Source organism: Ralstonia insidiosa (assembly GCF_008801405.1).
Classification (GTDB): domain Bacteria; phylum Pseudomonadota; class Gammaproteobacteria; order Burkholderiales; family Burkholderiaceae; genus Ralstonia; species Ralstonia insidiosa.
This window is the reverse complement of the sequence record NZ_VZPV01000001.1, coordinates 98,016-121,379: the sequence shown is the minus strand read 5'-3', so window position 1 is coordinate 121,379 and position 23,364 is coordinate 98,016. Positions and strand designations below refer to the sequence as shown.

17 protein-coding genes and 1 pseudogene are annotated in these 23,364 nt (G+C 60.0%); 13 read left to right on the top strand and 5 right to left on the bottom strand.

Going from position 1 to position 23,364, the window contains the following annotated elements:
* The first annotated feature begins 40 nt into the window (after positions 1 to 40).
* A complete protein-coding gene (locus F7R11_RS00560; protein WP_104577675.1) occupies positions 41 to 415 on the top strand; it encodes a PHA-granule associated protein 4 in 375 nt (124 codons plus the stop codon).
* A gap of 532 nt (positions 416 to 947) precedes the next feature.
* Here F7R11_RS00560 and F7R11_RS27215 read toward each other — a convergent pair.
* Positions 948 to 1,061, bottom strand: a pseudogene (locus tag F7R11_RS27215) (HU family DNA-binding protein); the annotation flags it as partial.
* An 841-nt stretch (positions 1,062 to 1,902) separates the two neighbouring features.
* Between F7R11_RS27215 and F7R11_RS00550 the strand changes: the two are divergent.
* The 5 genes from F7R11_RS00550 to F7R11_RS00530 all read left to right on the top strand — a co-directional run bounded on the left by F7R11_RS00550 (position 1,903) and on the right by F7R11_RS00530 (position 8,138).
* A complete protein-coding gene (locus tag F7R11_RS00550) occupies positions 1,903 to 2,805 on the top strand; it encodes an alpha/beta hydrolase (protein ID WP_104577674.1) in 903 nt (300 codons plus the stop codon).
* A 40-nt stretch (positions 2,806 to 2,845) separates the two neighbouring features.
* Positions 2,846 to 4,447 carry a flavin-containing monooxygenase gene (locus F7R11_RS00545; RefSeq protein ID WP_104577673.1) on the top strand — a complete coding sequence of 534 codons (1,602 nt, stop codon included), beginning with the start codon at positions 2,846 to 2,848 and terminating at the stop codon, positions 4,445 to 4,447.
* A 251-nt stretch (positions 4,448 to 4,698) separates the two neighbouring features.
* The gene (locus F7R11_RS00540) at positions 4,699 to 5,589 is read left to right on the top strand and encodes a transporter (protein WP_104577672.1); all 891 of its coding nucleotides are present in this window, start codon (positions 4,699 to 4,701) and stop codon (positions 5,587 to 5,589) included.
* A 47-nt stretch (positions 5,590 to 5,636) separates the two neighbouring features.
* Entirely contained in the window at positions 5,637 to 6,689 is a 1,053-nt protein-coding gene (locus F7R11_RS00535; RefSeq protein WP_104577671.1) for an alcohol dehydrogenase, read from the top strand.
* An 18-nt stretch (positions 6,690 to 6,707) separates the two neighbouring features.
* On the top strand, positions 6,708 to 8,138 hold the full coding sequence (locus tag F7R11_RS00530; RefSeq protein WP_104577670.1) for an NAD-dependent succinate-semialdehyde dehydrogenase: 1,431 nt from the start codon (positions 6,708 to 6,710) through the stop codon (positions 8,136 to 8,138).
* Between the two features lie 637 nt (positions 8,139 to 8,775).
* Here F7R11_RS00530 and F7R11_RS00525 read toward each other — a convergent pair.
* From F7R11_RS00525 to F7R11_RS00510, 3 genes are all read right to left on the bottom strand, one after another.
* Positions 8,776 to 9,705: a helix-turn-helix domain-containing protein gene (locus F7R11_RS00525; RefSeq protein ID WP_104577669.1), complete on the bottom strand. Its 930-nt coding sequence runs from the start codon at positions 9,703 to 9,705 to the stop codon at positions 8,776 to 8,778.
* A 333-nt stretch (positions 9,706 to 10,038) separates the two neighbouring features.
* Complete coding sequence (locus F7R11_RS00515; protein WP_104577668.1) at positions 10,039 to 11,259, bottom strand: CaiB/BaiF CoA transferase family protein; 1,221 nt, start codon at positions 11,257 to 11,259, stop codon at positions 10,039 to 10,041.
* A 293-nt stretch (positions 11,260 to 11,552) separates the two neighbouring features.
* Positions 11,553 to 12,449 (bottom strand): LysR family transcriptional regulator, encoded by an 897-nt coding sequence (locus F7R11_RS00510; RefSeq protein ID WP_104577667.1) that lies wholly within the window; start codon positions 12,447 to 12,449, stop codon positions 11,553 to 11,555.
* Positions 12,450 to 12,552: 103 nt separating this feature from the next.
* On the opposite strand from F7R11_RS00510, the gene F7R11_RS00505 reads away from it, so the two are divergent.
* The 7 genes from F7R11_RS00505 to F7R11_RS00475 all read left to right on the top strand — a co-directional run bounded on the left by F7R11_RS00505 (position 12,553) and on the right by F7R11_RS00475 (position 22,201).
* Positions 12,553 to 13,713 carry an acyl-CoA dehydrogenase family protein gene (locus F7R11_RS00505; protein ID WP_104577666.1) on the top strand — a complete coding sequence of 387 codons (1,161 nt, stop codon included), beginning with the start codon at positions 12,553 to 12,555 and terminating at the stop codon, positions 13,711 to 13,713.
* A gap of 7 nt (positions 13,714 to 13,720) precedes the next feature.
* Positions 13,721 to 15,763 (top strand): 3-hydroxyacyl-CoA dehydrogenase NAD-binding domain-containing protein, encoded by a 2,043-nt coding sequence (locus F7R11_RS00500; RefSeq protein ID WP_104577665.1) that lies wholly within the window; start codon positions 13,721 to 13,723, stop codon positions 15,761 to 15,763.
* 41 nt (positions 15,764 to 15,804) lie between these two features.
* Positions 15,805 to 17,016 (top strand): 3-oxoadipyl-CoA thiolase, encoded by a 1,212-nt coding sequence (pcaF, locus tag F7R11_RS00495; protein ID WP_104577664.1) that lies wholly within the window; start codon positions 15,805 to 15,807, stop codon positions 17,014 to 17,016.
* A gap of 26 nt (positions 17,017 to 17,042) precedes the next feature.
* A complete protein-coding gene (locus tag F7R11_RS00490) occupies positions 17,043 to 18,725 on the top strand; it encodes an electron transfer flavoprotein-ubiquinone oxidoreductase (protein ID WP_104577663.1) in 1,683 nt (560 codons plus the stop codon).
* Between the two features lie 130 nt (positions 18,726 to 18,855).
* Positions 18,856 to 20,112 (top strand): MFS transporter, encoded by a 1,257-nt coding sequence (locus F7R11_RS00485; protein ID WP_208636677.1) that lies wholly within the window; start codon positions 18,856 to 18,858, stop codon positions 20,110 to 20,112.
* Positions 20,113 to 20,502: 390 nt separating this feature from the next.
* Positions 20,503 to 21,252, top strand: coding sequence for an electron transfer flavoprotein subunit beta/FixA family protein (locus F7R11_RS00480; RefSeq protein ID WP_104577661.1), 750 nt, complete (start codon positions 20,503 to 20,505; stop codon positions 21,250 to 21,252).
* A gap of 13 nt (positions 21,253 to 21,265) precedes the next feature.
* A complete protein-coding gene (locus F7R11_RS00475; protein ID WP_104577660.1) occupies positions 21,266 to 22,201 on the top strand; it encodes an electron transfer flavoprotein subunit alpha/FixB family protein in 936 nt (311 codons plus the stop codon).
* A gap of 287 nt (positions 22,202 to 22,488) precedes the next feature.
* Here the strand turns inward: F7R11_RS00475 and F7R11_RS00470 are convergent, their stop codons facing one another.
* Positions 22,489 to 23,322: an NAD(P)-dependent oxidoreductase gene (locus F7R11_RS00470; RefSeq protein WP_104577659.1), complete on the bottom strand. Its 834-nt coding sequence runs from the start codon at positions 23,320 to 23,322 to the stop codon at positions 22,489 to 22,491.
* Between the last annotated feature and the right edge of the window lie 42 nt (positions 23,323 to 23,364).

The following is a 23,364-nucleotide window of genomic DNA, read 5'->3' as shown; positions in this document are numbered from 1 at the left end:
GCGTGCAAGCTAGGCGTTCACGAAGGACATAGGGGAAGCGATGACAACAGCGCGCGCTGGTACGCGAGAAGAAGCGTTGCGGCTGCTGAACACAAGCGGAATCGCCGTGATCGAACTGGATTACGAGGAGGGGTGGCAGGATGCCGTCGAGTTGGGTCGCATGGGCCAGAAGGTGGGGGTTCGCGTGGAGTTTCGCGGCCACGAGAGCATTGCCGTTCAGTCGCTGATTGCGTTGATGGTCGGACTATCACGCCCCAAGCTGACGTTTCGCCAGCGCAACTTGTACTGTCAGTTCAGCTTGGACGCGTTGCCCGCAGGCGAGCTGGAGAAGCTCGATGCCAAGGCTACTGCCTCGGGGGACTACATCCTTGCCGGCCACCTGCTGCGCGATGTGGACGGCCGCTGGGGTGAGTAGTCGTCTCCCAACATAGATGGTCCCCGGTCCGGCGTAATGCGTTCGGAATATTTTCTTGTTCTTCACTGACTTCTGTCGCGGGGCGACGGCCGAGTTCGCTTCAGAGCATCGGGCTTCGTGTTGACGATCAAGCTAGCAGCACGGCTAATCGATGCCACGACTGGATGTGCCGTGGGTGCGCCTAGGTCGCGATCCAAATCAGAGGCAAGAAACGGTATTCGGTCAGGCGTCTAGAGTGTTTTCGGCTACCCAAGCAGATCACCCTGTGTGGGCGCCGTAGTTATTGCCGCGTTGATGGTTCGGCGGTGTGGCTGTTTGGGGTAGCTGATGTGCTTGAGTGCTCGGGCAACGGTGTTCAGTTCGTGCCAGATTGCACATGCGTCAGCCGGTGTTAGCAGCTCGGCCGAGGCGTTGAGGGTGGCATTGAGTTCAGCAAGGCGAAGCAACGCGTCGCCCGGCGGCTCTACAGTGCAGCATTGTTCGGGATTCAGCATAAAAAAGAGAGCCGAGGCTCTCTTTGTTTTCTCCATCGTTACCCGTTCAGGGCTGCGTCCTTGATCTTCTTGAGCGCTCGCACTTTCACGCGTACGGTTGCCGGCTTCGCCTCGAACCACTGCTCTTGGCCCGTGAACGGATTCTTGCCGTAAGCGTGTCTGTGATGGACTAGTGGTGGTCCAAACGAACCACACCAGTTCATCCTATTGACCAATTTCTGGAGTCAAGTGGCGCGAGCGCCAGCACGCGGGTGGCGGGATCTTAAAGCCGTCACGCAGCGTAAATCGAAAGGCAACCGGCATACGGGATCGGGTGGTGGAGCCTCCGCTTGCTTAACTCAAGATTGTGTTTCGCGTACTGGGGTTGTCAGTTGGTATTCCGCGCTGCGTTCGTACTTCTCCCGTTTTCGCGAGGCGTTCGACATCCATCTTGCGGCGGCGTACGCAGTCTCCGTTGAGTGGAATGTCACCCCGCGTCGTGGCAGTGCCGCAGTGCAGTGAGCTGCTGCCGATATTGGCAGCGTAAGCGTAGTGCTCACCTTCAAGCTCAGGAGTGCCCAGCGCCCCCGATTGCTGCACTCGTTAGCCCAGCCCTGATGGGTTCACTCCAAATCACCCTGCCGGGTGAGGCATTGCTGCTCGAACGTTAGCGGGCAATTGACTCTTCGCATTTCTCTAGAACGATGCATCCGTCATTGTTAATCATGCGCGCGCAAGGCGGGCAGGGTAGCCGATACATACCGCTCCATCTGAATCAGCGATGAGTCATCCGCGCGTCAGCGGCGCCGGCTGTGGACTGGCGGTAAAGCCCGCACGACGCCCCGAATCCGCCGCACTGCGACCGGCCGATGACATGCAGTCTCAGTCTCTACGACAGCCTTAGCGTCCCGCGTTGCGTATTTCCTTCAACGTGGATGACCAGAACGTTCAATACCGCGCCTGCGTTTGCTCCGACCATTGGGCCATCCCACATGACAACAGACGGAGACAATCATGGGAATCTCACCCCAATCGGATTTTTTGAGGGCGTTGTACCAGTCGTGGTCGGACCGCATGGCAGCCAACCCAGGTCTGACCATTGCCGACTTGCGTAGCCTGTTCGACGAGTGGCACCAGCCGACGCTCGAGCCGGAAGGAGTGACTTACAAGTCGGACCGGTTCTCTGGCATCGATGCCATCTGGGCTCTGCCGCAAGGCGCAGATTTCAAGCAGGTCATCCTCTACACCCACGGCGGCGGCTTTGCCGTGGGGTCTGCCGACAGCCACCGCAAGCTCGCCGGGCATCTGGCCAAGCATCTGGGCGTGACGGCCGTGGTGATTGATTACCGGCGCGCGCCCGAGCATCCCTTTCCGGCCCAGATCGAGGACTCGACGGCGGTTTATAAGGAATTGCTGGAGCGTGGCTTCAAGCCGGCTGACATCATTACCAGCGGCGACTCCGCCGGTGGCAACCTGGCCATCTCGACGGTGCTGAAACTGCGCCAGGATGGGGTGCCACTGCCAGCCGCGGTCATCGTCTTCTCCCCTTGGCTCGACATGGAACACGTCGGGAAGACCCTGCAGACCAACGCGGCCACCGACGCCCTGGTCAGCAAGGCCGTGCTCGAGGGCATGTCGAGCATGTTTCTCGGCGAAACGGGCTCGCGCACGGACCCCCTTGCCAACCCCCTGAAAGCAGACTTCCGCGGCTTCCCGCGCCTCTACATCAATGCCGGCTCGGTCGAAACCCTGCTGGATAACGCACAGGATCTGGCGCGCATTGCCAAGGCGGCCGGCGTCGACGTCACCTTGTCCGTGGTTGACGGCATGCAGCACGTCTTCCCCTTCCTCGCTGGCCGAGCCCCCGAGGCAGACGACGAACTGCGTCGCATCGCCCAGTGGTTCAAGCGCAACTGAACGGCGCAAGCGATTTAACAAAAATATAGGAGACAACACCATGGACAACGAGCAAAGCTTCGACGCCATCGTCATCGGCAGCGGCTTCGGCGGCATCTACATGCTGCACAAGCTGCGCAACGAACTCGGGCTGAAGACCCGTGCGTTCGAGAAGGGCGGTGGTGTGGGCGGAACTTGGTATTTCAACCGCTACCCTGGCGCCAAGTCTGACACCGAGGGCTTCGTCTATCGCTATTCTTTTGACAAAGACTTACTGCAGGAATGGGACTGGAACACCCGCTACTTGGAACAGGCGGACATCGAGAGCTATCTTAACCATGTCGTCGACCGGTATGACCTGCGCCGCGACATCCAGATCAACACCGAGGTGACGAGCGCGGTGTTCGATGAGCAGCGCAAGCTCTGGCAGATCCGCACCAGTACCGGCGAGGCGTTCACCTGCCGCTACCTGGTGACGGCGCTTGGCCTGCTCGCTAGAAGCAATATCCCTGACATTCCTGGGCGCGACAGCTTTTCCGGCAGGATGGTACACACCAATGCCTGGCCCGAGGATCTGGACATCACCGGTAAGCGCGTCGGCGTCATCGGTACTGGCTCCACCGGCACCCAGTTCATCATTGCCGCTGCCAAGATGGCCGGCCATCTGACGGTGTTCCAACGCTCCCCCCAGTATTGCGTGCCGTCCGGCAACGGTCCGGTCGATGCTGCCGAGGTCGCCGAAACCAAGAGGAACTTCGATGCGATCTGGGACCAAGTGCGCAACTCCGTGGTCGCCTTCGGCTTCCAGGAGAGCGGCATTGAGGCGATGAAGGTCTCCGAGGCCGAACGCGAGCGCATTTTCCAGGAGAACTGGGACAAGGGCAACGGCTTCCGGTTCATGTTTGGTACCTTCTGCGACATCGCAACCGACCCGCAGGCCAACGAGGCCGCGGCCGCCTTCATCCGCTCGAAGATCAAAGAAATCGTCAAGGATCCCGAGACTGCGCGCAAGCTTACGCCGAGCGGTCTGTATGCCAAGCGCCCGCTATGCAACGAGGGTTACTACGAGACCTTCAACCGCGGCAACGTCAGCCTGGTTTCGATCAAGGAGAACCCGATCGAGCGCATCACGCCCAACGGAGTGCTGACGGCCGACGGCGTCGAGCACAAGCTTGATGTGCTGGTCTTCGCCACCGGTTTTGACGCGGTGGACGGCAACTACCGTTCGATGAATCTGCGCGGACGCGGCGGGCGGCATATCAATGACCACTGGGCCGAGGGTCCCACCAGCTATCTGGGTCTGTCCACGCACGGTTTCCCGAACATGTTCATGATCCTCGGGCCCAACGGCCCATTCACCAACCTGCCACCGAGCATTGAAGCGCAGGTCCAGTGGATTGGGGGCGCGATTAGCCATGCCGAGCACTCGAAGCTCGCTACCGTCGAGCCGACTCGGCAGGCAGAGGAGGGCTGGACAAAGACCTGTCTGGACATTGCCAATATGACGCTCTTCCCGAAGGTTGAGTCGTGGATCTTCGGCGCCAACATCCCCGGTAAGAAGAGCACGGTCATGTTTTACATGGCCGGACTTGGTGCCTACCGACAGCAACTCGAGGCCGTTCGTAATGCCGGCTACGAAGGATTCGCCGTCGACCAAGGCTAGGCATCTCCCCGCTTTGGGTTCCATGCGCTGAACAGAGGCTGCGGCAGGTGCGCAGCCCTTTCAGTGGGGCGGTGCGAGCACCCCACACGTTCATCGATGCAGGGGCGGCTACTGTCGTCCCTCTGACAAGCCTCATCGCGTCGAACGCACTCGCCACGCTGCGCCCGTATATCGGAGCTGCCTCCAGTTCCTGAATCTTGTCACCTGCGCCCTGCGGTGAACCATGACAAAAAAAAATTAGGAGACAAATCTTGAAACAAGCTTCCAAGCAACTGGCCGCAATGGCTGTCGCCTTTCTGGCTCTGACGCTGGCTGCGCCCGCAAGCGCCGTCGATCTCGATGCCGGTGACTACACTGCGTTGCCGGGTGGCACCAACGCGCTGGTAATTTATGGGCAATATGCCACGCGCGACGAGCTTTATAGCAAGGGCAATCAAGTGCCCATTAATCCGAGGCTCGACTCGGAAATCGGCATCCTGCGCGGGGTGCACTTCATGGACGTCGGTGGCCACATCATCGACCCGCAATTCCTGCTGCCGTTCGGCCGGTTGAGCGCCAAGGACGACATCTCCGCACTGGGCTCGAAGAGCGGTGTAGGTGACCTGATCCTCGCGTCTGCGATCTGGTTTACCAGGCCCGGCGACAAGACCCATTTCGCTATCACCCCCTACTTGTGGCTGCCGACCGGGACTTACGACCGTAACCAACCCCTCAGCCTCGGCGAACACCGCTACAAGTTCGCGCTCCAAGCCGGCTACAGCACGGAACTGGCACCCCGCGTCAACTGGGATCTAGCCGGAGACGTCACCCTGTTCGGAAAGAACACCGACGCGAACGACGGCCAGGGTGGTGCGACCACGCTGAAACAGAAAGCGCTGTACGAGTTCCAGACCCATCTGCGCTATCAGCTCACTCCGGTGCTGGACCTGCGCGTCGGCCTGTTCCATACCTTTGGCGGGGAAACTGAACTAGGTGGGGTGAATCAGGGCGACCGGCAGATCACCACCAAATTCAATGTCGGTACGGCCTGGTTTGTAGCTCCCACCGTTCAGCTGATAGCGACCTACGGCCGTGACATCAAGGTGCGCGAAGGTTTCAAGATCAATAACCAGGTCAACCTGCGGTTGCTGACGCTGTTCTGACGCTGCGTTCGAATCTGAAATCTGCCGAATTGAAGGAGATACACACCATGCGCTGCTATTGCGTTATGCACCACGGCCAGCCGCTAGAGCTCATCGAGAAAGAAATGCCCAAACCCGTGGGTACCGAGGTACTCGTACGGGTGACGGCTGCGGGTCTGTGCCACACCGACCTGCACATCTGGGAGGGCTACTATGACCTTGGTGCCGGTAAGCGGCTGAACCTGTCAGATCGTGGCATCAAGCCTCCCATTGTGCTCAGCCACGAGATCTGCGGCGAGGTGGTGTCCGCAGGCGAGGGTGCCGGTGACGTGAAGCTAGGCGGTCGCTTCGTGGTCCACCCGTGGATCGGCTGTGGCGAATGCCCGACCTGCCTGCGCGGCGACGAGAACATCTGCTCGAAGAGCCGCCCCCTCGGCGTGGCCCGGCCAGGCGGGTTCGCCGACTACGTGCTGGTGCCTCACCCCCGCTACCTGGTCGACATCGACGGCCTGAACGACGCGGAGGCGGCACCGCTGGCTTGCGCTGGCGTAACAACTTACAGCGCGATCCGAAAGCTAGGTGAGGGCATCCACCATGAGCCGGTCGTCATCATCGGTGCAGGAGGCTTGGGCCTGATGGCCATCGAGGTGCTGCGCGCGCTAGGCGGGCAGGGCGCTGTTGTGGTCGACATTGATCCCGCCAAGCGTGAAGCCGCGCTGGCCGCGGGCGCGCTCGCGGTAGTGGATGGGAAGGCCGTGGATGCCGCGCAACAACTTATCGCAGCAACCCAGGGCGGGGCAGGGCAGGTACTGGATCTGGTCGGCTCATCGGCGACCGTGTCGCTGGCGATGCAAAGCGCGCGGCGCGGCGGACATATCGTCATCTGCGGGCTGATGGGCGGTGAGCTCACGCTGCCGCTGGCCACGATCCCTTTGCGACCGCTACGTATCGAAGGCAGCTATGTGGGCACCCTGTCAGAGCTCCGCGAACTTGTCGACCTGGTGAGGCGCACCGCCATGAAGTCCATCCCCGTGTCGCGCCGCCCGATGAGCCAGGTGAACCAAGTGATTGATGACCTCCACCGCGGCCAAGTGATTGGTCGTGCCGTGCTACTGCCGTGAACTTTTGAAATAACAGTTATGTACCCCCAACTCAGCCTATACATCGATGGGCAGTTCCTGAACGGTGCGGGTCGCCGCGAGCAGGAAGTCCTTAGCCCGGCCAGCAATAAGGTGATTGGCCACCTGCCGCATGCTACGCAAGCCGATCTGGACCTGGCGCTATCGGCTGCCGAGCGCGCCTTCTCGACCTGGCGCACTAGCTCGGCCCTGCAGCGTGCCCAGGTGCTGAATAAGGTCGCTGGTCTGATCCGTGAACGGGCGCCCGCGATCGGCCGCAACCTCACCCTCGAGCAAGGCAAGACCCTAGCCGAGGCCGTGGGCGAAGTCACGAGCTGCGTCGAACATGCCGAGTGGCATGCGGAGGAATGCAGGCGCATTTATGGCAGGCTCATTCCCCCTCGCGACGCCCGCGTGCAGCAGACTGTGCTGCGTGAGCCTATCGGCGTTTGCGTGGCCTTCTCGCCCTGGAACTTCCCGTTCAGCCAAGCCTTTCGCAAAGTGGTCGCCGCAATAGGCGCGGGCTGCACCGTCATACTCAAGGGCTCCAGCGACACACCGGCTTCGGTGCTTGCAATCGCCGAACTTTTCCATAACGCAGGCTTACCGCCCGGCGTGCTGAACCTGGTGTCAGGCGACTCCGGCATGATCTCGGAGTATCTGATCCGCTCGCCCATCGTCCGCAAGGTGTCCTTTACCGGTTCCACACCGGTGGGCCAGCAACTCGCCGCTCTTGCCGGAGCGATGATGAAACGCAGTACGATGGAACTGGGCGGTCACGCGCCGGTGATTGTCTGTGACGACGCAGACATCGACCGGGCAGCGGACTTGCTCGCGGTCTTCAAGTTCCGCAACGCGGGGCAGGTCTGCATCTCCCCGACTCGCTTCTACGTGCAGGAAGGTGCCTACGACCGTTTCGTTGAACGCTTTGCTGGGCGCGCTGAAGCCCTAAAGGTGGGCGACGGCCTTGACGCCGCGAGCCGAATGGGGCCATTGGCACAGGGCCGACGCGTCTCGGCGATGGAGGGCTTCGTCGACGACGCACGCCATCGCGGTGGCAAGGTGCTGACCGGCGGGCGGCGCCTACCGGGTGAAGGCAATTTCTTTGCCCCGACCGTGATGATCGACCTTCCTGACGACTCGCGGCTCATGACGGAGGAGCCCTTCGGTCCGATCGCCGGCATCGTGCGAATTAAGACGATAGAGGAGGCGCTCGCGCGAGCGAACAGCTTACCTTTCGGCCTCGCGTCCTATGCGTTCACGAGCTCGCTGCAGAACGCCCATCAGCTCTCTCGCGGATTGGAAGCCGGCATGGTGTCCATCAACCACATCGGGCTGGCGCTGGCCGAGACCCCATTTGGTGGCCTGAAGGCCAGTGGCTATGGCAGTGAGGGCGGCAGCGAAACCTTCGATGGCTATCTGACCACAAAGTTTGTGTCGCAGTTCAACTGAAGTGGAGGTCGCCGCCGAGCGGAGGCAGAGACCGTATGCATCCAGCAGCTGCAACCGAAGGCCACGGGATCAATCTCGTGGTTTCAAGCTCGCGGCGGGTGGCTACATACTCGGTGTCGCCACATCACAGCAGGTTCCGCGCCAACAGCGCCTGCACCAGATATGACAGGTCGTTGATGGACTGCGTGTGTCGGCGCGTGTCGCGGCAGGCTCTGTTGCCGGCAGCGCCCTCGGATGCTCGGCCCGCATTCGTGCTACTGCGCAAGCATCTATTGCCAGAAGGCTTCGGTATACCGGCAACGTTGCCCTTCGCTCACCGGTGTTACGGCCTCGCGCCAGATGGGTTGTGCAGACGGTTGCGCTGCTACGACCGATAGTGGCAGCGCAACTACTGCCTGCCGTGAGATGAGCAAGAGCGACTGCTCCGAGCTGACCGCCGTCACCATCACCGCGTCAGGCGGCGACGTGCCGGTTTGAGGGGAAGGCTCATGGGACGCGTCAATTCCTTCGGCGGCTGACTACTGCGTCAAGTCCGACCTATTCACTGCCGTCCCGGCATTGAACCGGGTGCTCTGATCACGGAAAGAGCGCTCACAAGTCCCGTGGCGGCCGCTGTAGGCCACCGATGCCGGGCCCGCTACCGGCTCGGCTGGTCGGGCTCGGGCGGCGGCAGGGGGCGCCCTGTGACCGTGCTGCGGTAATCCGCAGGCGTCTGCTCGAACGCGCGCTTGAAGTGGCGCACCAGATGGCTTTGGTCGGAAAAGCCACAGTCCATCGCGATGCACTTCAGGGGCGTGGCCACTGGTCGGCTGAGCAGTTGCCGGGCCCGCTCCAAGCGCTGGCGCAAAACGTAGGCATGGGGGGAGCAGCCGAACTCTGCGCGGAACTTGCGGATCAGCCCCGAGACGCTGACGCCAGCCTCCCCGGCCATTTCTTCGAGCTTGAAGTTGCGGTCCAGGTTGTCCTCAATGTACTGGACCAAGCGTCGGCGCTGCCAATCGGCCATGCGAACCGCCAACGGCACCTCTCGAATGCGGGCCTTGGCATAGCGGCGCAGCAGGTGAATGCAAAGCTGATTCACCAAGGCAGACCGATAGAGATTTCCGCCGAGGCCGCCACTCGTCAGCTCCTCCTCGAAGGCAGCCACCAGGCTTGGAAGGATGCTGTCCTCGACGCGAACGCAGTCTTCCATTCCGACATCACTGATGCTGTGCTCGAAGACATCCTCCGCCACACGGCACAACTCGGTCTGGGCCACGTAGATGTGGGTGACGTCGATCGGGCGGTTCCACTTCCACTGAGACGACTCGCCGCGGGTCAGAAGGGAACACACGCCGCGCCCGACTTGCTCGCTGCGCCAAGGACCACCGGCCCGCCGGCTCATCATGGCATCGCTGCCTTTGTAGCTGACGATCATGTAGTCGCGCATGGACGGAATAGCGACGTCAAGCGAGCCATAACGATAGCCCTTTAGCGCCACGTGTTCCCATCCGGCTGTTGCGCTGTTGAGCGTCAACTCGCCGGGTATCCAGAGGGGTACATCATCCGGTGCAATCAGTTGGCTCACAAACCGCGTCTCCAGTGTACGGATGGCTGAAGCTAATTCTTGATTTTCCTCAACAGGGGCAGTGACCGTTATCGGGGTAAATCCTACCCGCGTCGACGAGCTCTGCCGCGCACTTCAAAGAAGCACAGATCTCGAAGGCATCGTTCACTTCAATGCTGAGATACCGCGCTTTCCACTCAAGCTTAGAGTGCGCTAGCAGTGTCCTCCCAGACCTAGAAATTCAGGGGCAGCCCTGCTTCGGGCCGCCAAGATGAACGCCTCCACTGCTTGATGTTGGTACAACAGGACGCGGCGCTCGGCGACGACTCATCGCGGCCGACTGTTTTCGCTGGCTTAGATCACCGCACGGCGGCGAAGCTCTTTGAGCTCGCTGGTCGATAGCCCGGCGAGTTGCCCAAGCACGGAATCCGTGTGTTCGCCCATCAAGGGCGGCGGCATCCGGTACTCGACTGGAGATCCGCTCATTTTGAGTGCGCTGGCCGGGACGCTGACGTTCCCTGCGGTTGGATGGGGCAAGTCGAGCCGCATTTCGCGAGCCAGCACGTGCGGGTCTTTAAAGACGTCCGCTAAGTCGTTGATAGGGCCACATGGAACACCGGCGCTTTCCAGCGCTGCAATCCACCGTGCGCGCGTCTTCCTCAGCATCATGGGTTCCAGCAATGGAATCAGTACCTGGCGGTTCCGCACTCGTTGAGGGTTGATAGCGAAGCGCTCATCATCCGCCAGCGCTGGTTCGCCTCCCACTTCCACCAGCTTGCGGAACTGGCCATCGTTACCGCACGCCACGATGACCCAGCCATCTGCGACCTTGAAGACTTGGTAGGGCACGATATTGGGATGGGCATTACCCCAGCGCTGCGGCGGATTGTCGGTAGCCAGGTAGTTGGTCGCCATGTTCGCCATCATGGCAACCTGTACATCAAGCAGGCAGATGTCCAGGTGTTGACCTTCACCAGTGCGGTCCCGATGGACGAGCGCCGCCAAGATTGCGATGGTGGCATGGGCCCCGGTGAATAGATCGGCGATGGCCACGCCAGCCTTTTGCGGTCCGCCTCCAGGGAGATCATCCCGTTCGCCTGTCACGCTCATAAAGCCGCCCAAGCCTTGCACGATGAAGTCGTAGCCTGGGCGCCGAGCGTACGGGCCGGTTTGGCCAAAGCCCGTAATGGAGCAGTAAATCAGATTCGATTTGATTGCCTTCAGACTTTCATAGTCAAGGCCATACTTGGCAAGCTGCCCGACTTTGTAGTTCTCGACCAGAACGTCAGCTTCGGCAACGAGTTGCGCGATAAGCGCCTGCCCCTGCGGAGTTGAGATGTCGAGCGTGACCGATTTCTTGTTTCGGTTCACTGCCAGGTAGTACGCCGCCTCTGTCGTGTCGTTGCCTTCCGCGTCCTTGGCATACGGAGGGCCCCAATGGCGAGTATCGTCGCCAGCATGGGGACGTTCGATCTTAATGACTTCGGCACCCAGGTCGGCCAGAGTTTGCGTGCACCATGGACCCGCCAACACCCGGGTTAGATCTAACACACGCAGATGACTAAGGGCGCCCATATCAATTCAATCCAACGTTGGTCGTCTTCACCACCGCGAGCCGTTGACTGAGTTCGTTTCTCACGGACGTCGGCAGTCGAACCGCTTGCGGCACTGTGCCCTGGCAATGCCTGGGCGGTCTGCGCGCGGTGCGCGCAAACTAGCCCACAATTGTCCGTAGTTAAAGTCCAATGAACAATCACAAGAAAACGTGACAATCTGTCAAAAAAAACTGTAGGTTCCAGTGATTGAGGAGGCGCTTGGCGGTACCCATCTTTGGGATTTGGTGTGTGCGGCGCCTCATTCTTTTGGACTCAGCTGGCCCACGCGCGGGCTTTTTCCACGACGAAGTTGATGAGTGTGCGTGTCGCCAAAGTTTGGTAGCGACCCGGCATACGCAAAAGAAACATGCGGGTGCCGAACACGCTTAAGCGCCAATCATTCAATGTCGTGCTGACGCGTCCCTCTGCAACGTCCTGCTGAACGACATAGTCGGGCACCAAGCCGACACCCAAGCCTGCCAAGATGGCTTCGCGCAGGAACTGAAAATTCTCTGAAGCCAACGTCGGGTGCAGTATCAGTTCGTGGCGCTGCTCGTCTTGGTAAGCCGAAACCCGTAGATCCCGCCCGGCCACGGCCGAGGTAATCAGAGGTACGTGGCCTAGGTCTTCCAACGTAACAGGCATGGAATGCGCGTCCGAGTAGCTGGCCGACGCGCACGTGACATAGCGCACTCGCGCCAACTCGGTGGCGACCGTTTGCTGGGGTGGCTCGGACATGACCCGAACCGCCACGTCGACCTCGTCCCGCAGCAAGTCATCCACGCGGTTGTCGAAAAGCAGGTCCAGCGCGATGTCTGGGTACTGCCGTTTGAAGTCGATGAGCCAGCCGGACATCACCATGTGGCCGAAGCCCGTGGGCACGCTCAGGCGGACCGATCCTTGCAGCGTCTTGCCGAAGACAGCCACAGATTCCTGTGCGGCCATCAGTTCGTCGCGGATGACGCGCCCATGCTGATACAGACGCTGGCCAATTTCAGTCAACTCGACGCGCCGCGTCGTGCGCCTCATCAACTGCTGCCCGATGGATTTTTCCAGTTGGGTCAGCCGGTAGCTGATGTTGGCTCGGCTCATCTTCATGTTTCGAGCCGCATTGCTGAGGTTGCCGGCCTCTACGATGTCCACGAAAAGCACAAGTGAGTGAGCGTCCATCACATCTCGATTGTCATAAGAATTTGTACAGCGTGTTCACATTCTTTGGGATTGTCAAGGCTGGCCGACGAAAGAACAATGCAGCCAATCCATAGGAGATGTCATGTCGCTCGACCAAGAAACCTTCAAATTGCTCAAGGACAGTGTTCAACGCTTCGTCAGGGAGCGGCTGATGCCCGCCGAGGACTATGTCGAGGAGCACGATGAAGTGCCCGCCGACATCGTGAGCGACATGAAGGAGTTGGGTCTGTTCGGTCTCTCAATCCCTGAGGAGTTCGGTGGCATTGGCCTGACGATGGCACAGGAATGCGAAGTGGCCTACGAACTCGGTCACACGGCGCTGGCATTCCGCTCGGTGGTCGGGACGAACATCGGCATTGGTTCGCAAGGCATTTTGATTGATGGCACTGCCGAGCAGAAGGCTGAGTATCTGCCGCGTATTGCCAGCGGTGACCTAGTTGTGTCGTTCGCACTCACCGAACCCGATGCGGGCTCCGACGCAGCCTCCATCAAAACCAAGGGCGTGAAGGACGGGAGCGACTACCTGCTCAGTGGCACGAAGCGTTTCATCACGAATGCTCCGCGCGCGGGCGCGTTCACGCTCATGGCCCGAACTGAAGGGGCAGGCGCAGGTGGTATTACCGCGTTTATCGTGCCTGCTGGCTTGCCAGGTCTGTCGCTGGGTAAGCCTGATCGCAAGATGGGCCAGCGCGGTACCAAGACGTGCGATGTGAACCTCGACAACGTGCGCGTGCCAGCTGCAAACATCATCGGTGGGGAACCCGGCAAAGGCTTCAAGACGGCCATGAAGGTATTGGACCGCGGCCGCCTTCACATCTCGGCATTGGCGTGTGGCATGGCCAGCCGCATCTTGCAGGAAAGCGTGGCTTATGCGCAGCAACGCAAGCAGTTTGGCCAGCGTATCGGTGACTTCCAACTGGTGCAGGCCATGCTGGCCGATAGCCAGGCTGAGCTGCTTGCAGGCTGGTCGCTGGTGCAGTCAGTCGCGCAGCGCTATGACGCCAAACCTTTCGGGGTCTCGGATCCGGAAGTGAGCATGCAAGCCTCTTGCGCCAAGATGTTCACCACCGAGATGGTTGGCCGCGTCGCAGACCGCGGGGTGCAGATTCACGGTGGCTCTGGCTACATCAACGAGTACAAGGTCGAGCGCTTCTATCGAGACGTTCGTCTACTGCGCCTGTACGAAGGCACCACACAGATTCAGCAAATCGTCATCGGCAAGAACCTGATGAAGGGAGCGTGAGGCAAACATGTCCGACATCCGCTACGGCATCGCCGTCATTGCGCTCGATAACCCGCCGGTCAACAGCTTGGGTCACGCTTTGCGCGAACGAATCGTGCAGCAGCTCGACGAGGCACAGTCCAACCCCGCAGTGAACGGAATCGTGCTTGCCGGCAGTGCGAAGGCATTTTCCGCTGGTGCTGACGTCACAGAGTTTGGCACGCCGCGCCAATTGCAGGAGCCGATTCTGCGCACCGTACTGGCTCGCATCGAAGCCAGCAATAAGCCGGTGGTGGCTGCCATCACGGGAGTCGCGCTCGGTGGTGGTCTCGAGCTGGCGCTCGCTTGCCACGGTCGTGTGGCGCACGCGTCCGCCCGCGTGGGCCTACCAGAGATTACGTTGGGGTTAATTCCCGGTTCCGGCGGCACACAACGCCTGTCGCGCCTGATGGGCATCGCCGCCGCGCAGGCACTGATGGCCACTGGCCAGCCCCAAACTGCAAGCCAACTCGGGGAGTCGGGCCTGTTCGATGCTGTGGTGAGCGACGACGCAACGAATGCGGCTATCCGCCATGCCGCAGAGTTGGCTACTCAAGGGGCGCCGTATCCGCGGGCCCGTGACAAGGTTCTTCACGCTGCCGAGGTTGACGCAGCTATTGAGGCTCAGCGGGCAAAACTCAATGCGCGCCAGAAGCTGCAACCTGCCTATGGCGCGTTGCTCGATGCGTTGGCAGCGTCAACCCTGTCTTTTGACGAGGGGCTGCAACGAGAGCGCGAACTCTTTCTTGCCTTGGTGCCGACCACCGCCGCACAGGCGCTGCGTTACCAGTTCAAGGTCGAACGAGAGGCAACCAAGTTGCCGGCAGGCGCCCAGAGCTCCCCGCGCCCCGTTCGTACTGTGGCTGTGGTTGGCGCAGGGACGATGGGAACAGGCATCGCGATCGCCGCCCTTGATGCCGGACTTGGAGTCCTCCTGTTGGAACAAGATGCAGCGGCGCTTGAGCGCGGCCGAGTGCGCGTGGTCGAGCACTATCAGGGGCGTGTGGCGGCCGGCAAGCTCGGCGCAGATAAGGCTGCAGGGAATGAGGCGCGCTTGGTAGGTACGCTGGACTGGACCCGGATGAAAGAAGCCGACCTTGTAATCGAGGCGGTGTTCGAGGATCTCGCTGTTAAACAGGGTGTGTTCCAGCAGATCGACACCCATGCTCGGCCTGGCGCTGTGTTGGCGACGAACACCTCCTATCTCGACGTCGATGCGATTGCCGCCGCCACTTCGCGACCGCAAGACGTGCTCGGTCTGCATTTCTTCAGCCCCGCCAACGTCATGAAGCTACTGGAGGTAGTGGGTGGCGCTCAGACTGCGCCAGACGTTATCGCCACTGGTATGGCCATTGGCTCCGCGCTCAAGAAGACACCTGTTCTTACCGGCAACGGCTTTGGCTTCATTGGAAACCGAATCTACAACGCCTACCGACGCCAGTGCGAGTTCATGCTCGAAGACGGCGCATGGCCCGAAGACGTGGATAACGCTCTGACGGCCTTCGGCTTTGCCATGGGGCCATTCGCAGTTGCGGATCTGTCTGGGCTCGACATCGCTTGGCGCATGCGCAAAGCGCAAGCGTGGCAGCGCGATTCGCGCGAGCGCTATGTCGACATCCTGGACCAGCTCTGCGAGATGGGCCGGCTTGGACGTAAGGCGGGAGCCGGCTACTACGCCTATGTCGAAGGGAAGCAAGTTCGAACGACGGACCCCGCCGTACGCGAGGTTATCCAACAGGCGAGCAAACGGCGTGGCATCGAACGCCGACACTTGACGCCCGAAGAGATCCAACGGCGCGCGTTGTTGGCGATGGTGAACGAAGCGGCGCAACTGATTGCTGAGGGCATCGCAGCACGGCCGAGTGATGTCGATGTTGTACTCGTTCAGGGCTATGGCTTCCCGCGGTGGGAGGGTGGCCCCGTGTTTTGGGCCCGGCACCAGGATCGCAACCGCCTCGAAGCAGAACTGAAACAGTTGGCTGCCGAGGCTGGATATGGATTCGTGCTCGCGGACCTGAGCCCGCTGCTCTAACAGCCTGCCGCCTAATTGAACCTTCTCTGGAACGAAACACCATGACCGCATCTCCTCAAGCCTTTATCTGCGATGCAATTCGGACGCCTTTCGGGCGGTACGGTGGCGCACTGTCGAGTGTCCGTGCCGACGATTTGGGCGCTGTGCCACTCAAAGCGCTAATGGCGCGCAATACCAGCGTAGATTGGGCGGCGGTGACCGATGTGCTGTATGGCTGCGCCAACCAGGCGGGCGAAGACAATCGCAACGTCGCGCGCATGTCCATTTTGTTGGCTGGTCTGCCGCTGGACGTTCCCGGTGCCACCATCAATCGACTCTGTGGCTCAGGGATGGATGCAGTGGGTACTGCTGCACGTGCCATCAAGGCGGGCGAAGCCGGTTTGATGATCGCTGGCGGCGTAGAGAGCATGAGCCGCGCCCCCTTTGTAATGCCGAAAGCCGATAGCGCTTTCAGTCGCGCAAATGCTGTCTACGACACCACTATTGGCTGGCGTTTCGTCAACAAGCTGATGAAGACGCAGTACGGCGTCGACTCGATGCCGGAGACGGCAGAAAACGTCGCCGGTGATTTCAAGATCGAACGCGAGGCGCAGGATCGCATGGCGTTGGCCAGCCAGCTGAAAGCTCTCGCAGCCCAACAAGCAGGCCATTTGGCACGGGAGATTGTCCCCGTGACGATTCCCCAGAAGAAAGGTGATCCGCTCATCGTCGAGAAGGACGAGCATCCGCGCGAGACAAGCCTGGAAGCCCTGGCCAAGCTCAAGGGTGTCGTGCACGAGGGCGGTACGGTCACGGCCGGCAACGCCAGCGGTGTGAATGACGGTGCCTGTGCACTGCTGTTGGCTGATGAAGCCACGGCGGGCCGATACGCTTTGACGCCTCGCGCCCGTGTGGTGGGCATGGCTACGGCTGGCGTAGCGCCTCGCATCATGGGTATCGGTCCGGCACCTGCCTGTCAGAAAGTGCTGGCGCAGACTGGTTTGACGCTCGACCAGCTTGACGTGATTGAACTCAATGAAGCGTTTGCTGCCCAGGGCCTGGCGGTGCTGCGCATGCTTGGCCTTCCCGATGACGATGAGCGAGTAAACGCATGGGGCGGAGCGATTGCACTCGGCCATCCATTGGGTGCCAGCGGAGCGCGACTGATCACCACGGCAGTCAATCGACTCCACGCTACCGGCGGACGATACGCCCTTTGCACGATGTGTATCGGCGTGGGACAAGGCATCGCTGTAGTGCTTGAGCGAGTGTGAGCACGGTTGACTGGAAGAGAGTAGTGATGAATGTTCAGGAAATCGACCGTAAGTATGGGCCGCGGGAAGCGATGGAATACGATGTTGTGGTGGTTGGGGCAGGCCCTGCAGGGCTGAGCACCGCCATCCGGCTCAAGCAACTGGCCAACGAGAAGGGCTGCGATCTTAGTGTCTGCGTGCTCGAAAAGGGTTCCGAGCCAGGTGCGCATATTCTGTCGGGCGCGGTCATGGATCCGAAGGCCATCACCGAACTGTTCCCAAATTGGAAAGAGCAAGGTGCCCCGCTGAACCAGCCAGTCACGCGGGATGATGTCCTGTTTCTCTCTGAGAATGGGCATCGGCGTACGCCCGATGCACTGGTTCCACGCAACTTCCACAACGACGACTGCTATGTCGTCAGCCTGGGTGCAGTCACGAGGTGGCTGGCAGAACAAGCCGAGGGGCTCGGCGTGGAGATCTTTCCTGGATTTGCCGCATCCGAAGTTCTCTTCAACGAGGACGGTTCTGTCAAGGGCGTGGCAACGGGAGACTTGGGTCTTGGAAAAGACGGCAAGCCGAGCGATAGCTTTCAACGTGGCATGGAGTTGCATGCGAAGTACACGGTCTTCGCCGAGGGCGCCCGTGGTCATCTTGGAAAGCAACTCATCGCGAGGTTCAAGCTCGATGACGGTAAGGATCCGCAGAGCTATGCCATCGGCATCAAAGAGCTCTGGGAGATTCCGGCTGATAAGGCCAAGCCGGGCTTAGTGGTGCATACCGCCGGGTGGCCTATGAACAGCGACACCTATGGCGGTGGCTTTCTCTACCACCTTGAAGGCAACAAGGTGACCTTGGGATTCGTGACGGGTCTGGACTACAAGAATCCTTGGCTTTCACCATTCGAGGAAATGCAGCGCTGGAAGACGCATCCAGCCATTCGAGCTCACATCGAGGGCGGTAAGCGTTTGGGCTACGGTGCCCGAGCAATTACCGCTGGGGGGCTACTAAGCCTGCCGAAGACGGTCTTTCCGGGTGGAGCGCTGGTTGGCTGCGACGCTGGCTTTTTGAACGCCGCCCGCATCAAAGGCAGTCATGCTGCGATCAAGAGCGGGATGCTTTGTGCTGAAGCAGCCTTTGATGCTGTGGTGGCCGGCCGCAGTAGCGATGAGTTGGACGTCTACTCCGCGGCGTTCCAGCAGAGCTGGTTACACACAGAACTACACCAATCGCGCAACTTCAAGCAGTGGTTCAAGAAGGGCAACCTGATTGGCGCGCTGATGACAGGTGTTGAGCAATGGTTCTTGCCAAAGGTCGGTGTAAATACTCCGCCTTGGACGATCCACCGCATGCACGCCGACCACGTGTATCTCCGTCCGGGATCTGAGTGCCCCAAGATCGACTACCCAAAACCGGACGGTTCGCTCACGTTTGATAGGTTGTCTAGCGTATTCGTAAGCAACACCAACCATGAAGAGAACCAGCCGGCCCACCTGACACTCCGGGATGCCAGTGTGCCGGTGAACGTCAACCTGGCGAAGTTCGGCGGGCCCGAGAGTCGCTATTGCCCGGCGGGTGTGTACGAGTTCGTCCACAACGACGGCGCAGCAAAGTTGGTCGTCAACGCGCAGAACTGCGTGCATTGCAAAACCTGCGACATCAAGGACCCAACACAGAACATCGTATGGGTCGCGCCGGAAGGCGGCGGTGGCCCAAATTACGCGGGAATGTAAAGCGCCAGAGGCCACGACGTTCCAGTAACCGGGCTCGCGTGCTTCGCGCTTGCCCTTCTACAACCAACGCGCTGTCCCACCGTCCGCAGCAGGCGTCTGAGAGCGCCCAAGGTGAATTATTTTGGAGGAGATGATGGAAGTTAGCTTGTCTAGTCAGCGAGGGCAGATTGCGCACGACCGTGTGTGGATCGCTGTCTTCATTTTTGCGTTTCTTGGATTGATGGTCGATGGTGCGGACCTGATGTTCCTTTCGTACAGCTTGTCGAGCCTTAAACAGGAATTCGGACTGTCGAATGTCGAAGCGGGTGCGCTCGGTAGTATCACGCTGGCTGGCATGGCCATCGGCGGAATTTACGGGGGATGGGCTGCCGATCGCTTCGGGCGCGTACGTACGGTGGTATGGACGATCCTCGTGTTCTCCGCCGGTACGGCGGCGCTCGGGTTCACACACAACGTCACTCAGTTCGCGGTGTTCCGCTTCATCGCGTCGCTGGGACTTGGCGCTGAGTATGTCGTCTGCAATACGTTGATGGCCGAGTATGTGCCAACTGAGCGGCGCACCACGGTTCTCGGCACGCTCCAGGCGGGTTGGTCCGTTGGCTATGTGGTTGCGACACTGCTCGCGGGCTGGATTCTGCCCGCGTTTGGGTGGAGATGGCTATTCTTCATCGCGATTATTCCAGTCGCGCTCGCCGTCCTGATGCAGCGCTTTATTCCCGAGCCGCCGAGCTATCTCGCAGCGCGTGCAAGAGGTGACTTCACTAGGCGTGGTGCCAGCGGTGATAACGCGGTGAAGCTGATCTTCGGAAATACCGCATCCCGCCGCATGTTCGTGCTTTGGTCCATTACGGCAGGTCTGCTGCAGTTCGGGTATTACGGCGTGAACAACTGGATGCCAACGTATCTTGAGAAAGAACTGCACCTCAAGTTCTCCTCCATGACCGGCTACATGGTTGGGACGTACTTGGCGATGATTCTCGGAAAGATTGTTGCTGGATGGCTCGCCGACAAATTTGGCCGTCGCACGGTCTTTGCATTTGGTGCGTTGGGCGCGGCAGTCTTCCTTCCTGTCATCGTGCTGCACCATACGCCAGAAAATATTGTGTACCTGATGACGGCGTTTGGCTTCTTGTACGGCATCCCGTACGGAGTGAACGCGACTTATATGACTGAGAGCTTCGAGGCTCGCATTCGCGGCTCGGCCGTGGGGGGAGCGTACAACGTCGGTCGTATCGGCGCTGCAGTCGCTCCAGCCGCGATCGGCTACCTTGCAACCACGGGTTCGATTGGCCTCGGCTTCCTGGTGATGGGTGGTGCCTATTTCCTTTGCGGCTTGGTGCCAGCTCTGTTCATCAAGGAAAAGCTCTACGACCCGCAGAAGTCTTAACCGCGGGTCATGATTGGCGTGCAGATAGGGTGCGTCTCCCTCCTGGCAAGTCACGTGTAGTCCCGCGCGGCTTGCTAGTGAGCCGCTCCCTTGAGGCATTCATGCTTGCGACGCTCGATGTTCCCCGCCTCAAACGACGGCAGCATGGTGGACATTAGAGCCATTCGTAAGCGAATTACATCGCTGCACATCAAGCACTTGGTGCGCTGTTCAGTGTAACCAAGTTGCATCCGGATTCGAGCGCTAGCCGACGTCATCTTTTAGCTCTGCGAAGTAAGGCGCAATCGACCGTCTGATCTGACGGCGGACCGTCGGGCCCTCCTTGCTGGGGCGAGAGCCGGGGTGATTGGCTGGGCTCGGCCCTATTTACCTTCCGCTTTTATACCCCTTATGAAGATACTGGTCCCGGTCAAACGCGTAGTGGACTACAACGTCAAAGTTCGCGTCAAACCTGATTGCACGGGCGTGGACACAGCCGACGTAAAGATGAGCATGAACCCTTTCGACGAAATTGCCGTCGAGGCAGCGATGCGCTTGAAGGAAAAGGGGGTGGCAACAGAAGTCGTCGCAGTCTCATGCGGGGTTGCGCAATGTCAGGAAACATTGCGCACGGCCATGGCTATCGGCGCTGACCGCGGCATTCTGGTGGAATCTGATACTGAACTGCAGCCATTAGCCGTTGCCAAGCTGCTCAAGGTGTTAGTGAGCAGGGAACGACCCACCCTCATCATCCTCGGCAAGCAGGCGATCGACGACGACGCGAACCAGACTGGCCAGATGCTCGCAGCTTTGGCGGACCTCCCCCAGGCAACATGTGCTTCCAAGCTCGACCTGACTGGTGACAAAGTCACCGTTACGCGTGAGGTCGATGGTGGTCTTGAGACTGTGTCCCTTACGCTGCCAGCCGTGATCACGACGGACCTGCGTTTGAACGAGCCACGTTACGTGACGCTACCGAACATCATGAAAGCGAAAAGGAAGCAGCTCGACATCGTCCGACCAGAGGATCTCGGCGTGGATGTGGCTCCGCGCCTGAGAACACTGAAGGTCAGCGACCCTCGGAAGCGAAACGCTGGTGTCATGGTGGCCGACGTGGCCGCGCTAGTAGAAAAACTCAAGAACGAAGCGAAGGTGATTTAAGGAATCGATGGCAATGACTGTCCTAGTAATCGCAGAGCACGACAACACCACCATCAAAGCCTCCACCCTGAATACTGTTACGGCCGCCAAGGCCTGCAGTAGCGGGGAGGTACACGTACTTGTCGCCGGTTTCAACGCTACAGCGGCGGCGCAGGTGGCAACGCAGATTGTCGGCGTGGCGAAGGTGATTCATGCAGATGGTGCAAGTTTGGCAGACGGTTTAGCTGAAAATCTCGCAGCTCAAGTACTGGCTGTTGCGGCCAACTACAGCCACATCCTTTTTCCGGCTACGGCGAGTGGCAAGAACGTTGCCCCGCGTGTAGCCGCTAAGCTCGACGTCGCTCAGATCAGCGACATCATTAAGGTTGAGAGCTTTGATACCTTCGAGCGGCCCATCTACGCGGGCAACGCGATCGCGCTCGTGCAATCGAGTGACGCCATCAAGATAGTGACCGTACGAACCACAGCTTTCGAGGCCGCAGCCACCTCGGGCAGCTTGGGCACAGCAGAACGCACAGACGCCGTAGCTGACGGCGGTCAGAGCAGCCTCGTGAGACGCGAACTGACCGTAAGCGATCGTCCTGAACTTGCCTCTGCCAAGATTGTTATATCAGGTGGCCGTGCGTTAGGCTCTGCCGAGAAATTCTCGGAGGTCATCATCCCGTTGGCAGATAAGCTGGGTGCAGCCGTTGGCGCCAGTCGCGCAGCGGTGGACGCCGGTTATGCGCCCAACGATTTGCAAGTGGGACAAACAGGAAAGATCGTGGCGCCGCAACTGTACATCGCACTGGGTATCTCCGGCGCTATTCAGCACCTTGCGGGCATGAAGGACTCCAAGGTCATCGTGGCAATTAACAAAGATCCGGAGGCGCCGATCTTCTCTATTGCAGACTATGGATTGGCTGCGGACTTGTTCACAGCAGTACCAGAACTTTTGAGGGCGCTCTAAGTGACGAAGCTGGTCGAACCGTTTTGCACACGAACCCATCACAACAAGCAACGATTAATCGCTTTATCCGGTCCCCCCTGGACGCGGTGATGTAGCCAGGTGCCGTACGCGTTTTCACTCAGTCTCGACTGATAGCGTCCCCTTGTCCGTTACGATCAGCAGATATCTCTTGCGATGTGGCGGCGGTCATGCAACGACTCATGCTATCCGCCAGATCCTCATCAATGCTGCCAGTCGCTTAGTGTGGCTAGCGGTAGTGGGGTCGCGCGCTGCGCGTTTGGCACGGCTCAATTGGCCTTCGGCTTCTGGCCCCAGGAGTCGAACAGCATCGTTGAAGACAGGGCGTTGAACGGCATCGTGATGCCGTGCTCGAGGCCCTTGAGGTGTGCGGCCTTCAGATCCTTGAGCAGCACGGACAGCGCCGTGTCTTCGGTCCACTTCGAGACGGAGTCCCAGTTGCGCGCCACCCAGCTATCACCGGTACTGACCTTGAACAGGTTCAGCAGCTCTTCCTGAGGAAGGTTGTAGTGCGCGCCAAATTTTAAACCCTCGGCGACGCCATTCATGATGACGCCCAGCACCATGTTGTTGACTAACTTGGCGGCCTGGCTATTGCCTGGATTGGCGCCGTAGTAGAAGGTGTTCGAGCCGACTGCGTCAAAGTACGGGCGTGCCGCGTTTACTCGGTCCTCAGGGCCTGAAGCCATGATCGACAGCGTACCGGCCTGAGCTCCCGTGGCGCCTCCGCTGACGGCGGCGGCAATCAGCTTGACGTCGGCAGCGGCCTCGACCCGCCGACCCAGCGTGTTCATTGAGTCGGGGTCGAGCGTACTCATCACGATAATCGTCAGGCCCTTGGGGTCGACGGAAAGGAGGCCATCGTCGCCCAGCAGGACCTCGACGTTCTGGTTGTAATCGCGGACCATCGATACAATTGCGTCGTCAGCTTGTTCGGCCACCTCCTTCAAGGTTGTGGCGACGGTGATGCCTGCGGCTTTCGCCCTATCGCGGCTTCCATCAAAGGCGTCGTAACCGATGACCTTGAAGCCTGCCTTATTCAGGTTAATTGCCATAGGTAATCCCATGGTCCCGAGTCCTACGAAGCCGATCTTTTTGCTCATGATGTGTTCCTTTCATCGTGGAGGCCGATCCTCATGGTGCGC

Coding starts and splice junctions, on each gene's coding strand:
- F7R11_RS00500 (WP_104577665.1), top strand. CDS start 13,721: ATGTCCGACATCCGCTACGGCATCGCCGTCATTGCGCTCGATAACCCG.
- F7R11_RS00535 (WP_104577671.1), top strand. CDS start 5,637: ATGCGCTGCTATTGCGTTATGCACCACGGCCAGCCGCTAGAGCTCATC.
- F7R11_RS00475 (WP_104577660.1), top strand. CDS start 21,266: ATGACTGTCCTAGTAATCGCAGAGCACGACAACACCACCATCAAAGCC.
- F7R11_RS00505 (WP_104577666.1), top strand. CDS start 12,553: ATGTCGCTCGACCAAGAAACCTTCAAATTGCTCAAGGACAGTGTTCAA.
- F7R11_RS00470 (WP_104577659.1), bottom strand. CDS start 23,322: ATGAGCAAAAAGATCGGCTTCGTAGGACTCGGGACCATGGGATTACCT.
- F7R11_RS00510 (WP_104577667.1), bottom strand. CDS start 12,449: ATGGACGCTCACTCACTTGTGCTTTTCGTGGACATCGTAGAGGCCGGC.
- F7R11_RS00485 (WP_208636677.1), top strand. CDS start 18,856: ATGATGGAAGTTAGCTTGTCTAGTCAGCGAGGGCAGATTGCGCACGAC.
- pcaF (WP_104577664.1), top strand. CDS start 15,805: ATGACCGCATCTCCTCAAGCCTTTATCTGCGATGCAATTCGGACGCCT.
- F7R11_RS00490 (WP_104577663.1), top strand. CDS start 17,043: ATGAATGTTCAGGAAATCGACCGTAAGTATGGGCCGCGGGAAGCGATG.
- F7R11_RS00515 (WP_104577668.1), bottom strand. CDS start 11,259: ATGGGCGCCCTTAGTCATCTGCGTGTGTTAGATCTAACCCGGGTGTTG.
- F7R11_RS00480 (WP_104577661.1), top strand. CDS start 20,503: ATGAAGATACTGGTCCCGGTCAAACGCGTAGTGGACTACAACGTCAAA.
- F7R11_RS00560 (WP_104577675.1), top strand. CDS start 41: ATGACAACAGCGCGCGCTGGTACGCGAGAAGAAGCGTTGCGGCTGCTG.
- F7R11_RS00530 (WP_104577670.1), top strand. CDS start 6,708: ATGTACCCCCAACTCAGCCTATACATCGATGGGCAGTTCCTGAACGGT.
- F7R11_RS00550 (WP_104577674.1), top strand. CDS start 1,903: ATGGGAATCTCACCCCAATCGGATTTTTTGAGGGCGTTGTACCAGTCG.
- F7R11_RS00545 (WP_104577673.1), top strand. CDS start 2,846: ATGGACAACGAGCAAAGCTTCGACGCCATCGTCATCGGCAGCGGCTTC.